This window comes from uncultured Microbulbifer sp. (assembly GCF_913055755.1).
In the GTDB taxonomy this organism is placed as follows: domain Bacteria; phylum Pseudomonadota; class Gammaproteobacteria; order Pseudomonadales; family Cellvibrionaceae; genus Microbulbifer.
In genome coordinates this window covers 1-13,497 of record NZ_CAJXKH010000100.1, presented here as the reverse complement: position 1 = coordinate 13,497, position 13,497 = coordinate 1, and the positions used below count along the sequence as shown (strand labels likewise).

Genomic DNA, 13,497 nt, shown 5'->3' with positions numbered 1-13,497 from the left:
TGCGCAGCACCGAGAAGTTGGCCTGCTCCACCTTCTTCTTGTGCAGATGGGTAAAGCTGCCGAGGGACTGCAGCACACTGCTGCCGATATCCAGGCTCGCGCTCATGGTGGCGGTCATCGACAGGTCCAGCAGCACCCCCACCAGGGTATCGTCCTTGTCATTCAGGCTCAGGCTGCCCACACCACCGATCAGGTCGGATTCATTTTCCCGCTGGGCCAGGTAGCGCGCGGTCTCACTGGTGGCACCGCGGGAGGACACCACATAGACACCAGCACCGCGGGCCTCCTTGCGGGTAAAGGCATCCGCGTGGATGGATACGAACAGGTCGGCGCGCATTTCGCGGCCCTTTTTCACCCGCCCGCGCAATGGAATGTAGTAGTCACCGGTACGCACCAGTTTGGCGGAAAAGCCTGGCACGCGGTCGACCGCCTTGTGCAGGTTGCGCGCAATTGCCAGCACCACGTCTTTCTCGCGCACCCCGCCCGGGCCCAGCGCGCCGGGGTCTTCACCACCGTGGCCCGCATCGATGGCGACAACGATTTTCCGCTCGCCGCTGACCTGCACCTGCTCGATGGTCTTCTCCTCCACCCGGTCGCGGTCGTGCAGGTCTACCACCAGGCGGTCCGGCATGTCTTCGTGGCGGCGCAGGGCAAAGCTGCGGGGGTTTACCGCCTGTTTCAGGTCCAGCACCACCCGCAGGTCGCGCTTGTTCTGCACCGCATGGCGCACGCCGGCGATGGGGGTATCGGACAGGGAGAGGTCGTCGGTGGAAGCGCGCAGTTTGGCCCCGCTGATATCAATCACCACCCGGTGCGGGTTGCTGAGGGTGAACAGTTTGTGCTCCGCCGGCCCGTCCAGGTCGAATACCAGGCGGGTGTGGTCCGGGGCGCGCCACAGGCGTACGCCCTCCACTTCGGTGGCCTGCGCCAGCGTTGCTGCCAACAGCAGCGTCAGCGCAATGGCTTTCACCAGAAATGTATTCAGCCGAAACGGCAACCCTGCTGCGATCATTATTATTGCCCTGTCGAATTTATCCCTGTTCCAGTCCCCGCCCGGATTCCCCACGCCGGGATGGTTCAGTGGTCCGCCCTGAATGCGGCCCGCTGCAATACTTCTCTGCCCGCGCTGCTCAGGGCGCGCAACTGCAGCTCGCGCCCCTCTCCCTGCAGTGCAAGGTCCACTTCCAGGTCCGGTGCCGGCAGCACGCCTGCGCCGCGCTCGGACCACTCCACCAGGCTCAGGTTACCGGGCCCGAAGTAATCCCGCACCCCCATATACTCGAGTTCCTCCGCATCGCCGAGGCGGTAGAGGTCGAAGTGGTACACCCGGTGGCCACTAAATTCATAGGGTTCCACCAGAGTATACGTCGGACTCTTTACCGCGCCGCGATGACCGAATGCCCGCAGCACACCGCGACTGAAGGTGGTCTTGCCGGCGCCCAGCTGGCCGCCGAGAAAAATCACCAGGCCGTCGCCGAGACCACAGTCGATACTCGCTGCCCCCAGGGCCTCGCCAGCGGCCACGGTTGCGGCCTCGTCGGCGAGATACAGAGTCTGCTGTGCACTCATGCCGTTCTCCTCAGTCCACCAGCCGGCGGATATGGGGCAGCAGATCCGTGGCCAGCAGGCCGCGCTGGCCGCCCTCGGCAGCGGCCAGGTTGCCCGCTTCGCCGTGCAGCCACACCGCCAGACGGGCCGCCGCCGGCAGCGCCATGCCCTGGCCGATCAGCGCCGCGGTGACTCCGGTCAGCAGGTCTCCCATACCACCGGAGGCCATACCCGGGTTGCCGCTGTTGATCAGATCCACACCCTCGGCGTGGGCGACCAGGGTACCTGCCCCCTTAAGTATCACCACGCCGCTGAATTTCTGCTGAATTGCCTGCGCCGCCGCCACCCGGTCCGCCATCACTTCCGCGGTGGAGATACCCAGCAACCGCGCCGCCTCGCCCACATGAGGCGTCAGCACCCAGTCGTCGCGTCGCACGCCGGCGAGCACGCGGCCACCGGCGAGGATATTCAGGGCATCCGCATCCAGTACCAGCGGCGCGGCGGCGCGGCCGGCGCGGGCCAGCAACTGCTCGCTCCAGGGGGACTGCCCCAGCCCCGGGCCCACCGCGATCACGCTGGGTATCTCCAGTAGCGGCTCCAGTTCCTGGCCGGAAACCACCGGATGCGCCATCACTTCCGGCACCCGGGTCAGGGCCGCGGCCACATGTTCCGGACGGCTGGCCAGGGACACCAGGCCGGCGCCGGTGCGCGCCGCGGCCTCGGATGCCATCAGTGCAGCACCGCCAAACCCGTGGTCACCGCCTACGACCATCACATGGCCGAAGTGGTTCTTGAAACTGTCTACCGCGCGGGTTGGCAGCCGCTCGAGGCTCGCGCCGTCAAAACGATTCAATACCGGGGCCACCTGGCGGTACACGTCCGGCTTCGCCCCCAGATCGTCAAACACTACCTCGCCGGTGAGCGCCGGGCCGCGCCCGAGATACAGTCCGGCCTTGCGACCGATAAAGGTCACGGTGGCATCCGCACGCACGGCCTCGTCAGCCGCGCCGGTATCCGCATTGAGGCCGGAGGGAATATCCACCGCCAGTACCGGGGCGGCCGCCTTGTTGATACACGCCACGGCAGACTGCACCGGCTCCCGCAGCGCACCGCTGAAACCGGTGCCCAGCAGCGCGTCCACCAGCACCGTGTGCTTCTCCACTGGCGGCAGGTCCGCGAGATCACTGACAAACCGGACCCCTTCCTGCTCGGCAAAGCGGTAGGCATCCAGTGCCTCACCCTGCAGCTTCTCTGCCGCCACCCCCACGTACACCGTCACCGGCAGCTGGCGCTGGGCGGCGAGAGCGGCGATCACGTAACCGTCGCCGCCGTTGTTGCCGCCACCACAGAACACCTGCAGCGCACCCAAATCCGGCCAGCGCTGGCGCAGGCACTCAAAGGCCGCGCGACCGGCGCGCTTCATCAGTACCAGGCCCGGAATCTGCTGCTGGCCGATCACCAGCTGATCCAGCTGGCGCACGGTTGCTGCACGGTAAAGTGGTTGCGGGGCCTGGGTGCCGGTATCGCCCACCGCGGTCTGAGTCTGGCTGTCCATAAATCGGTTACAAGTTCCTGCTGTGGTCAAATTTTAATCTGTGGCAAAATACCGTCGATTATACCGCTTCAGACTCGACTCCTCCTCACATGAATCCAATCGCCACTCCATCCCCAGCACTCGACGCCGCCCTGCAGCAACTGGCCGGCGAGATCCGCGTGTGGGGACGGGAACTGGGGTTACAGCAGGTGGGCATTACCGACTGCCGCTTACAGCAGCACGGTGAGCGACTGCAGCAGTGGCTGGATGCCGGTTACAACGGCGATATGGAGTGGATGGGTGCCCACGGGGAAAAGCGCTGGCGCCCGGAGTTGCTGGAGCAAGGCACCCTGCGGGTGATCAGCGTGCGCCTGGATTACCTGCCACCGGACACCGAGCCGGTAAGGATCCTGAAGGACGCCGATAAGGCCTATGTGTCGCGCTACGCCAATGGCCGCGACTACCACAAGCTGATCCGCAAGCGGTTGGCGCAGCTGGCGCAACAGATCGACCGCTTCTGTGAGGAGCGCGGGATTGCGTCCAGTGGTCGCGCGTTTACCGACAGTGCGCCGGTGATGGAGCGGGCGCTGGCGGAAAAGGCGGGGCTGGGCTGGATTGGCAAGAACTGCATGGTGATCAACAGCCAGGCGGGCAGCTGGTTTTTCCTCGGTGAGATCTACACCAACCTGCCGCTGCCGGTGGATGCGAGCGAGGAGCCGAACCAGTGCGGCGAATGCACCGCCTGCCTGAAGGTGTGCCCGACCGATGCTTTTGTGGGCCCCTACACCCTCGACGCGCGCCGCTGTATTTCCTATCTCACCATCGAGAACAAGGGCCCGATCCCGGAAGAGTTCCGCGAGCCCATGGGCAATCGGGTGTTCGGCTGCGACGACTGCCAGATCATCTGCCCCTGGAACAAGTTCGCCAAACCCACCGGGGAGCAGGACTTCCACCCGCGACACGGGCTGGACAGCGGCGAACTGGTGGAGCTGTTCCGGTGGACGGAAGAAGAATTCCTGAAGAAAACCGAGGGTTCGGCGATCCGGCGCATCGGTTTCGAGCGCTGGCAGCGCAATCTGGCAGTGGCGCTGGGAAATTCCGCCCCGTCACCGGCAACCATTACCGCATTGGAACAAGCACTGGGGACAGCCACTCCGCTCGTGGCAGAGCATATTGAATGGGCGCTGGAGCGGTTGCGGAGTGGGAGACGGCGCAAGCGAAAGATCAAACGGGCCCACCCTGGATCCTCGCGGGATTAATCGCTTGGTGGCAAGCCCGGTGGCGGTGAAGCGCCGGGTATCTGTTTTCAAAACCGCTGTGAATACGTCCCTGTACGCTGCGTCGGCGACATCCCTGTCGCCGACGCTTTTGAAAACAGATACCCGTCACTCCACTTTCAATTTCAATTCCCGCACTTCGTAAGCCTTTCGTGACTTCAAACCCCCGCGCGCTTTTCTTACTGTGTGTTGCACGTCAATGCTAAGGACGGGGGCCGGGTGCGGGTTTTCAGGAGCGTCGCAAACAGGATGTTTGCGCCGCAGCGCCCAGGGATGGGTTCACAGCGGTCCTGAAAACCCGCACCCGGCGCCCGGCAGCCACCCAACCGGCTTCCAAACCACCGAGCCACCAACCCGCCAAATCCCCAAAACCACCAGAACCATCAACTCATCCGGAAAAAATGCTCCCGGTAGTGTTTCAGCTCATTGATGGAATCGTGAATATCATCCAGCGCCAGGTGAGATGAGGTTTTCTTTACTCCCTCCAATACATCCGGCCGCCAGCGCCGTGCCAGTTCCTTTACCGAGCTGACATCGAGGTTGCGGTAGTGGAAGTACTGCTCCAGCAGCGGCATGTATTTCACCAGGAAGCGGCGGTCCTGGCCGATGGAGTTGCCACACATGGGCGAAGCGCCCTCGGGTACCCAGTGCTGCAGAAACTCGATCGTCTCCCGCTCCGCCTCGTGCTCGCTGATCTGCGACTCCTTGACCCGCGCCACCAGCCCGGAACCGCCGTGCTGTTCCGTGTTCCAGTCGTCCATCGCGTTCAGCAGTGCATCGCTCTGGTGGATCGCCATCACCGGTCCCTCCGCCAGCACATTCAGGCGGGAATCGGTCACCACCGTCGCTATTTCGATGATGCGCTCTTTTTCGGGATCGAGGCCGGTCATTTCCAGATCGATCCAGATCAGATTATTCTGATCCACAGTATTCTCCTGATCAGCGGTCAATTGGAGGAAAGATTACGGGTGAACTAACAGTCTGGAGGCAAGGTACCGCAATCCCCCCGCGATGCAAGTTATAATCCGGCGGTTTCCGCCACCCGAATCCCCATGAGCAAACGCAAACTCAACCGCCGCCAGCAGTGGCGCATCGCCAAAATCCAGCAGGAGCGGGAGGCCCGCGCGCGCAAGCGTGAGGAGAGTCTGGCACACGCGGAGGATGAGGGAGACCTCGGCCCCGAGCAGACCGGTATGGTCATCGCCAACTACGGCACCCAGGTGCTGGTGGAGAGCCCGGCTGCTAGCGAGGGGGAGCCGGGGTTGCGACAGCGCTGCCATGTGCGCGCCAATATCGACACCCTGGTAACCGGCGACCGGGTCGCCTGGCGGCCCTCGGTGGGGGAATCCACCGGCGGCCTGGGTGTGGTGGGCGCGCGCCTGCCGCGACACTCGGAGCTGCAGCGGCCGGACCGCTATGGCGACATGAAGACCGTGGCCGCGAATATCGACCGCATCCTGATTGTCATCGCGCCCTACCCGGAACCCTTCGCGAATGCCATCGACCGCTACCTGGTGGCCGCGGAAACCACCGGTATCCAGCCCCTGTTGCTGCTCAACAAGATCGACCTGATTGACGAGAGCAACCGCGACAGCCTGCAAGAACTGCTGCGCCCCTACCCGGACCTGGGCTACCCGATTCTCCGCTTATCCACCAAGACCGGCGAGGGCCTCGACGATCTGCTCGCGACCCTGGCCGAGGGCACCAGCGTGTTTGTCGGCCAGTCCGGGGTTGGCAAGTCCTCCCTGATCAACGGCCTGCTGCCCTCCGCCGGCGCCCGCACCGGCGCCCTCTCGGAAGCGACGCAGAAAGGCACCCACACCACCACCGCCGCGGAACTCTTTCACCTGCCCGGCGGCGGCGATCTGATAGACTCCCCCGGCATTCGCGAATTTGGCCTCTGGCATATGAGCGAGCAGGAATTGCTGGAGGGTTTCGTGGAGTTTCGCCCGTTTATCGGCCACTGCCGCTTCCGCGACTGCCGCCACCAGAGCGAACCCGGCTGCGCAATCCAGCAAGCACTGGAGCGCGGCGACATCAGCGAACGACGCATGGACAGCTACCTGCACCTGCGCAACAGCCTCGAAAACGAATAGGCACAACAGATAGGACCCCATCGTGAGTGATGTACCCCTGATCCTGGAACCGGAACAGCTGGCCCCGTTGCTGGAGCACGAGGAAATCAAAGTCGTCGACCTCAGCGCACCCGCCAACTACCTCGCCGGCCATATCCCTGGCGCCATCGGCCTGCCCTTCCAGGCCCTGCTGGCCGGCACACCGCCGGCACCGGGAAAACTGCCGTCCCTGGAACGGTTGACCGAAGTATTCCGCGCAATCGGCCTTACCCCGGAAACCCATATCGTCGCCTGCGACGACGAGGGCGGCGGCTGGGCCGGACGCCTGCTGTGGACCCTGGACGTCATCGGCCATAAAAAATACAGCTACCTGAACGGCGGCATGCACGCGTGGAAAAGTGCCGGACTGCCGCTGTCCAGCGAAGACAGCGCCGTCACCCCCAGCGAAATCGAACTCTCCATCGCCGCCGACGCCCCGGTGATCGAAGCACAAGAAATCCAGCAGCGCCTGGACAACAATGACCTGCAGATCTGGGACGCGCGCTCTCCCGAAGAACACAGCGGCGAAAAAGTACTGGCCATGAAAGGCGGCCACATCCCCGGCGCCATCAACTGCGAGTGGACCCAGCTGATGGATCCGCAACGGGACCTGCGCATCCGCCTGGATGCAAAAGAATTTCTCGCCGCCCTCGGCATCGACGGCAGCAAGGAAATCGCCACCCATTGCCAGAGCCATCACCGCTCGGCATTTACCTGGCTGGTGGGGAAATCTCTCGGCTTTCCGATCAAGGCTTATCCCGGCTCCTGGAGTGAATGGGGCAACCTGCCGGATACGCCGGTAGAAAATTGATTCACTGCCACCAGTTCCTGGATTCCCGCTTGCACGGGAATGAAGACAACGCGATCTCAAACTCGCTGACAAAGTTAAAATGCTCAAATTGAAGGTCAGGTACCGGGTACAGGTTTTCAGGAGCGTCGCAAACAGGATGTTTGCGCCGCAGCGCCCAGGGATGGGTTCACAGCGGTCCTGAAAACCTGTACCCGGTACCTGACCGCCACCAAACTTTTTAAACGGGACCACAAAATCTAAATGAACCCGAAATTATTTATCTTCCTGCAATACATCACTCCCCAGCATCTGCTCTCCCGCACCGCAGGATGGCTGGCTGAAACCCGCATCGGCGGCATCAAAAACCCGTTCACCCGCTGGTTCGTGGAAAAATATGATGTGGACATGAGCGAGGCACAGGAAGAAGACTGCACCGCCTACACCTGCTTCAACGACTTCTTCACCCGCGCCCTGAAAGACGGTGCCCGCCCCATTGTCGAAGGTGAAAACACCATCGCCGGCTGCGCCGATGGCGCCATCAGCCAGCTGGGTGAAATCCACAACGGTCGCATTTTCCAGGCCAAAGGCCAGGACTACAGCCTACTGGAACTCGTGGGTGGCGATCCCGAAGTGGCCGCGCAATTTACCGGCGGCAAGTTCGCAACCGTTTACCTGTCACCCAAAGACTACCACCGCGTGCACATGCCCCTCGACGGCGTACTGCAGCGCATGATCTACGTTCCCGGCGACCTCTTCTCCGTAAACACCACCACCGCGGAAAATGTCCCGCGCCTGTTCGCCCGCAACGAGCGCCTGGTGTGCATCTTTGATACCGCCGCCGGCCCCATGGCCATGATTTTGGTAGGTGCCATGATCGTCGCCGCCATCGAAACCGTCTGGGCCGGACAGGTCGCACCGATCAAACGCAAAATCACCACCACCCGTTACGACGAACAGAAACCCGTCGCACTGAAAAAAGGCGAGGAGATGGGCCGTTTCAAACTCGGCTCCACCGTGGTATTGCTGTTTGGCGCCGACAAGGTCAACTGGCTGGAAGGACTGACCGCGGAAACTCCGGTGAAAATGGGCGAGCATTTCGGGGACCTGATTTAACTATCGCAGCGACGCTCATCATTTTTCCGGAGTAATCAACCCGATGCCAAGGTCCGGGTACCGGGTGCGTGCTTGCGAGACCTTCACCGCCATGGATGGCGGTGCAGAGCCCCCAGGGATGGGTTTACAGCGTGTCTCGCAAGGCAGCACCCGGTAGCCGGACCGCCACAAAACTTCCTCATTGCGTTCCACGCCACCAGTTACCATGCCACCAGTCCCAGCATTTATCCGCAGCAATCCCAAACTCGCTTTCTTCGCCCTCCTGGCCGTTGCCGCTTCCGGTTTCGGCCAGACGTTTTTTATCGCCATTTTCGGCGGCGCAATCCGGGAAGAATTTGACCTCAGCAACAGCTGGTATGGCGCAACCTATAGCGGCGCCACCTTGCTGTCTGCGCTGGTATTGCTGGGGGCGGGCACGCTGGTGGACAAATGGCCGCTCAGGCGGGTCGCCGCGCTGGGGGTTTTGCTGTTGGGCGTAGGCTGCCTCACCGTCGCGCTCGCCAGCAGCGCATGGATGCTATTGCCAGGATTCTTTCTGCTGCGATTTGCCGGCCAGGGATTTATGACCCACATGGGCATGACCACCGCCGGGCGCTACTTTACCGCCAACCGCGGTAGAGTGATTGCGCTGGCAGCGCTCGGTTTTCCCATTGCCGAGGCACTGTTGCCGACGAGCGGCTCGCTGCTGATCCAGAGCAGCGGCTGGCGCAGCGTGTGGATAATTGCCGCGATTGTATTGCTCGCCCTGGTTTTGCCGGGGTTGCTGTGGCTGGCCGGCAATGCCGGAAACGAAACCGCGGGCACTGTGCCGGAGAACCCCGAAGCCAGCGGCGACTTTACCCGGGCACAGGTACTGCGGGACCGCGGTTTTTATCTGCTGCTACCGGCCGCGCTGATGACGCCGTTTGTGGTCACTGCGGTGCTGTTCCACCAGGGCGCCATTGCCGCAGAGAGAGGATGGTCGATGGCGATGCTGGCGGGGGCTTTCGGCGGCTACGCCGCGGGGCACCTGCTCGCCCTGTTCTTTGCCGGCAGCCTGGTGGACAGATTCGGCGCCCAGCGCAGCCTGCCGCTGGCCCTCACCCCGATGATTGCCGCACTGGTACTACTGGCGTTGTGCGAACAGCCCTGGGTGCCCTATGTCTACCTGGCGATGATCGGTATCGCCCAGGCCGGGACCGGTACCGCCGGCAGCGCACTGTGGCCCGAGCGCTACGGTAGCAGCCATCTAGGCGCCATTCGCGCCGTCTCTCAGGCGTGCATGGTATTTTCTACCGCGGCTTCGCCGCTGCTGGTTGGCCTGCTGCTGGATCGCGGCCTGAACGTGCTGGCGGTGGCGCTATTGCTCGCGGGGATAGTCACTGCATCCTGCCTCCTGAATATTGCCGCACCGGTTTCCCACAGACAGCGGCATGCGCTCGCACACGCGAGGGACTGAATCAGTTCACACGGGATGGAAATTAGCGGTTGGGGATAAAGCGGGCAATAAATGCCGGCAGGCGCTGCTCGAACAGGTACTGATCACGCACCGCGGCAACGTCGATCTGCGGATAATGGCTCGGATCCAGGTCCTTGACTACCGCAACCAGGCCCGCCTCCTGCAGGGACTTCTTGCCCTTGGCAACCAGTTTCTGCTTCTGGTCGTCGTCTGCCGCCATGTCGAACAGGCGCGGCTTTTCCAGCGGCTTCTTCTCGCTGTCCAGCACCACCATCACCCGGGGCTTCAGCCGGCGCTGGTGGCTCTGCTCGACAACCACCGCCACCTCACCGGTAGAAAGCTCTACCTGGGTACCGGTGGGATACAGGCCGATGGACTGGATGAACTCCACCACCAGCTGTTCCTGGTAGGCGGAGTCCCGCAGGTCGTAGAGTTGCGCCACCGCTTTTGACGGGGGCACCGGAAACTCTGCTCCGCGGGGATTGGTCGCCTCGTCATAAAAGGTGACGATGCCACACATGCGTGCAAGCACAGGGATCTGCCCACCGCGGAGACCTTTTGGGTAGCCGCTGCCATCGTGCCGCTCGCGATGACACTGCACGATGCTGAGAACCTGCTGACCCACATTGGGATCTGCGGACAACAGTTTAACGCTGTAGTCGACAAACTTGCGGTATTCGAGTTCTGCGCGCGGGTCTCGCCTTTCCGCCTTGAGAATTTCATCGGGCAGGTACAGCTTGCCGACGTCTTTCAGCAGCGTCGCCACTCCGAGAGAAATCAGCTCCTGACGACGCAGGCCGATATGGCGACCGAATACCACCGCCCAGACACTGGCACGGATGGAGTGACTGTAGGTGTGCTCGTCCTTTTCCCGCACCCGCGCCAACCAGGAAAACGCATCCGGGCTGCGCAGTACGCTGTCGACCATCTGCATCACCGCCTGGTTCACCGCGCGCATCGGCAGCGGGCCATCGCTGCGAATCTGCACCATCACTTCGTGCATACCCTCGATAATGCGATTGTGCAGTTGCTGGGCTTTGGCCGCTTCTTTGCGCGCCGGGATCGGCGCTGCGTAGCTGTTGTGCTTGACCTGAACCGGCTTGCAGTTGATTACCACCGGCTCGCGCCGCACCGCGCGGCTGGAAGAGCCGGTCAGCACCGCTTTCTGGTTGGCGGCACGGGTGATTTTGCGCAGCCTTACCCCGACATCACCCACCGTCTTGGTGATATCCACGTAGACGTAGCGGCAGTATTTCTGCAGCTGGCGGATTTCTTCCAGATCGCGGATATAAAAGCCCTGCAGGGCAAAGGGAGTACGCGTCCACGGGCGATCGAGGCGCGACACGAACATGCCGCGCTGCAGGTCTTCAACGAATACTTTCGCTTGCTGGATAGCCACTGATTGTGTGTCGCGTTGATGCTGGGTCTGTTGTTGCTTTTATTTGTGGCGGCAGTCGGTCACTAACCGCCCTGTATTCAGCTCGCCGACATAGGCCCGAAACGGGACCAAAGCGAGGCAAATTGTCACACAAGTCTACTCCCGAGTAGACATTATTTTTGTGACGCAGTTCACACTAGAAGGCCGCAAAGCCAGTCTGCGGCCCGGATTTGACTGTCTGGACATCGGTATCGGCACCTGTCGCCGCTACCGCTGTGCGGAGCATCACGGGTGATATTTTTCAGACAGCTCGACCACAGCCTGAATCATGGCCCCTGCATGCGCGGGATCCACCTGCGGTGTGATACCGTGGCCCAGGTTAAACACATGGCCACCGCCTTCACCATAAGCGGCCAGGATGCTCGCCACTTCTTCGCGGATCCGCTCGGGAGACGCAAGCAGGATCGAAGGGTCGAGATTTCCCTGCAGCGCCACCCGGTCGCCGACACGCGCGCGCGCTGCGCCGATATCCGTAGTCCAGTCCAGACCCAGTGCATCCGCACCGGTCTCCGCCATCGCCTCGAGCCACTGGCCGCCGCCCTTGGTGAACAGAATTGCCGGTACCCGGCGACCTTCGTGCTCCTTGATCAGGCCCTGCAGGATACGAGCCATGTATTGCAGCGAGAACTCGCGATAGGCACTGTGACTCAGCGCGCCACCCCAGGTATCAAAAATCTGCACCGCCTGGGCGCCTGCACGAATCTGCGCATTCAGGTAGTCGATCACCGAATCCGCCAGCACTGTCAGCAGTTGATGCATGTCCTGCGGGCGGTTGTAGAGCATTTCCTTGGCGCGGGCAAAATCCCGGCTGGAGCCGCCTTCGATCATGTAGGTGGCCAGCGTCCAGGGGCTACCGGAGAAGCCGATCAGCGGCACCCGGCCATTCAGTTCGCGGCGAATTGCGGTCACCGCATTGGTGACATAGTCCAGATCGCGCGCGGTATTCACCACTTCCAGCGCGGCGATATCGGCACTGGTGCGCACCGGCTTTTTGAATTTCGGCCCTTCACCCTCGGAAAAATACAGCCCCAGGCCCATGGCATCGGGGATGGTGAGGATGTCGGAGAACAGGATAGCAGCGTCCAGCGGGTAGCGCTCCAGCGGCTGCAGGGTTACCTCACAGGCCAGTTCGGTGTTGCGACACAGATCCATAAACGAACCGGCCTGGGCGCGGGTGGCGCGGTATTCCGGCAGGTAGCGACCGGCCTGACGCATCATCCACACGGGAGTGCGATCCACGGGCTGGCGCAGCAGGGCGCGCAGGAAACGGTCGTTTTGGAGGGGGGCGAACTGGGTATCAGACATGGGGGCAACGGCTGGTTAAATGGGAGGCCATTGTACTCTTGAGGGGGTGTTTAGGACAGGCACTCCACTCACTGTGGATTTATGTGCCCTAATTGGGAGTGGCTATTGGGGGGCTCCCGGGCACTCAGTCGGAACGGGATGTGGCGGCTTTGCTACCGGGTACACCTTTGCGAAACACGCCGTGAACCCATCCATGGGGGCTCTGCACCGCCATCCATGGCGGTGAAGGTTTCGCAAAGGTGCACCCGGTATCAAAGCCTTAGCATCGCACTACAAACTACCCGGAAACCACCGAGAAACCTATGCGCGGCCCAGATATTGTGTGAAACGTCGAATCGAAGGTGCTGATGCCGGTAACGGTTTGTCAGACCTTCGAAAAAAGGGACTTTTTCGAAGAGCCCCCAGGGATGGGTTCACGGCGTGTCTGGCAAACCGTTACCGGCAGCAGTGCCGCCATCAAATCACCTAGCGGGACCCCATAGCCTTCTAGCGGCACCACAAAACCAAAATCAAACCTCAAGGAAATCGAGAATCCCTTCGGCAGCCTGACGTCCTTCCCAGATCGCGGTAACAACGAGGTCGGAACCGCGCACCATGTCGCCGCCGGCAAAGACCTTTTCATTGGAAGTCTGGAACTTGTACGCCTGCTCTTCCGGCGCCACAACACCGCCCCAGTCGGCCACATCGATCTTGTGATCGCCGAACCACTCCGCCGGACTCGGGCGGAAGCCGAAGGCCACCAGCACCATATCTGCCGGAATAATCTCCTCGGAACCGGGGATCACCTCCGGGCGGCGACGGCCGTTTTCATCCGGCTCTCCCAACTGGGTGGTGACAACCTTAACGCCCTCCACCTTGCCGTCACCGACAATCTCCACCGGCTGACGATTGAACAGGAAGCGAACCCCCTCCTCCTTCGCATTCGCCACCTCGCGGCGGG

The 13,497-nt window shown here is 62.2% G+C and carries 12 protein-coding genes; 5 read left to right on the top strand and 7 right to left on the bottom strand.

The genetic code is table 11. The features are described 5' to 3' along the window. The 3 genes from QZ511_RS14325 to QZ511_RS14315 form a co-directional block, all read right to left on the bottom strand. A partial coding sequence (locus tag QZ511_RS14325) for an N-acetylmuramoyl-L-alanine amidase (protein ID WP_295803350.1) occupies window positions 1-1,012 on the bottom strand: 1,012 nt, incomplete at its 3' end. Window positions 1,013-1,077: 65 nt separating this feature from the next. After that, window positions 1,078-1,569 carry a tRNA (adenosine(37)-N6)-threonylcarbamoyltransferase complex ATPase subunit type 1 TsaE gene (gene tsaE, locus QZ511_RS14320; RefSeq protein WP_295803349.1) on the bottom strand — a complete coding sequence of 164 codons (492 nt, stop codon included), beginning with the start codon at window positions 1,567-1,569 and terminating at the stop codon, window positions 1,078-1,080. 10 nt (window positions 1,570-1,579) lie between these two features. Further along, window positions 1,580-3,103: an NAD(P)H-hydrate dehydratase gene (locus tag QZ511_RS14315; RefSeq protein WP_295803347.1), complete on the bottom strand. Its 1,524-nt coding sequence runs from the start codon at window positions 3,101-3,103 to the stop codon at window positions 1,580-1,582. Between the two features lie 89 nt (window positions 3,104-3,192). Between QZ511_RS14315 and queG the strand changes: the two genes are divergently transcribed. Beyond that, window positions 3,193-4,341, top strand: a complete 1,149-nt coding sequence (gene queG / locus QZ511_RS14310) for a tRNA epoxyqueuosine(34) reductase QueG (RefSeq protein WP_295803345.1) — start codon at window positions 3,193-3,195, stop codon at window positions 4,339-4,341. Window positions 4,342-4,742: 401 nt separating this feature from the next. Here the strand turns inward: queG and orn are convergent, their stop codons facing one another. Further along, complete coding sequence (gene orn, locus QZ511_RS14305; RefSeq protein WP_366935666.1) at window positions 4,743-5,285, bottom strand: oligoribonuclease; 543 nt, start codon at window positions 5,283-5,285, stop codon at window positions 4,743-4,745. A gap of 126 nt (window positions 5,286-5,411) precedes the next feature. Between orn and rsgA the strand changes: the two genes are divergently transcribed. The 4 genes from rsgA to QZ511_RS14285 all read left to right on the top strand — a co-directional run bounded on the left by rsgA (window position 5,412) and on the right by QZ511_RS14285 (window position 9,814). Then, window positions 5,412-6,455 (top strand): small ribosomal subunit biogenesis GTPase RsgA, encoded by a 1,044-nt coding sequence (rsgA, locus tag QZ511_RS14300; protein WP_295803342.1) that lies wholly within the window; start codon window positions 5,412-5,414, stop codon window positions 6,453-6,455. A gap of 22 nt (window positions 6,456-6,477) precedes the next feature. Continuing rightward, window positions 6,478-7,284 (top strand): sulfurtransferase, encoded by an 807-nt coding sequence (locus QZ511_RS14295; protein WP_295803340.1) that lies wholly within the window; start codon window positions 6,478-6,480, stop codon window positions 7,282-7,284. Window positions 7,285-7,524: 240 nt separating this feature from the next. After that, entirely contained in the window at window positions 7,525-8,376 is an 852-nt protein-coding gene (gene asd / locus QZ511_RS14290) for an archaetidylserine decarboxylase (RefSeq protein ID WP_295803338.1), read from the top strand. Window positions 8,377-8,581: 205 nt separating this feature from the next. Next, window positions 8,582-9,814: an MFS transporter gene (locus QZ511_RS14285; protein WP_295803337.1), complete on the top strand. Its 1,233-nt coding sequence runs from the start codon at window positions 8,582-8,584 to the stop codon at window positions 9,812-9,814. Between the two features lie 22 nt (window positions 9,815-9,836). On the opposite strand, the gene QZ511_RS14280 is transcribed toward QZ511_RS14285, so the two are convergent. The 3 genes from QZ511_RS14280 to QZ511_RS14270 form a co-directional block, all read right to left on the bottom strand. Then, window positions 9,837-11,213, bottom strand: coding sequence for an HD domain-containing phosphohydrolase (locus QZ511_RS14280; protein WP_295803336.1), 1,377 nt, complete (start codon window positions 11,211-11,213; stop codon window positions 9,837-9,839). A gap of 264 nt (window positions 11,214-11,477) precedes the next feature. Next, on the bottom strand, window positions 11,478-12,557 hold the full coding sequence (gene hemE, locus QZ511_RS14275) for a uroporphyrinogen decarboxylase (protein ID WP_295803335.1): 1,080 nt from the start codon (window positions 12,555-12,557) through the stop codon (window positions 11,478-11,480). A gap of 509 nt (window positions 12,558-13,066) precedes the next feature. Then, on the bottom strand, window positions 13,067-13,497 hold a 431-nt coding region (locus QZ511_RS14270), incomplete at its 5' end, for an FAD-dependent oxidoreductase (RefSeq protein ID WP_295803334.1).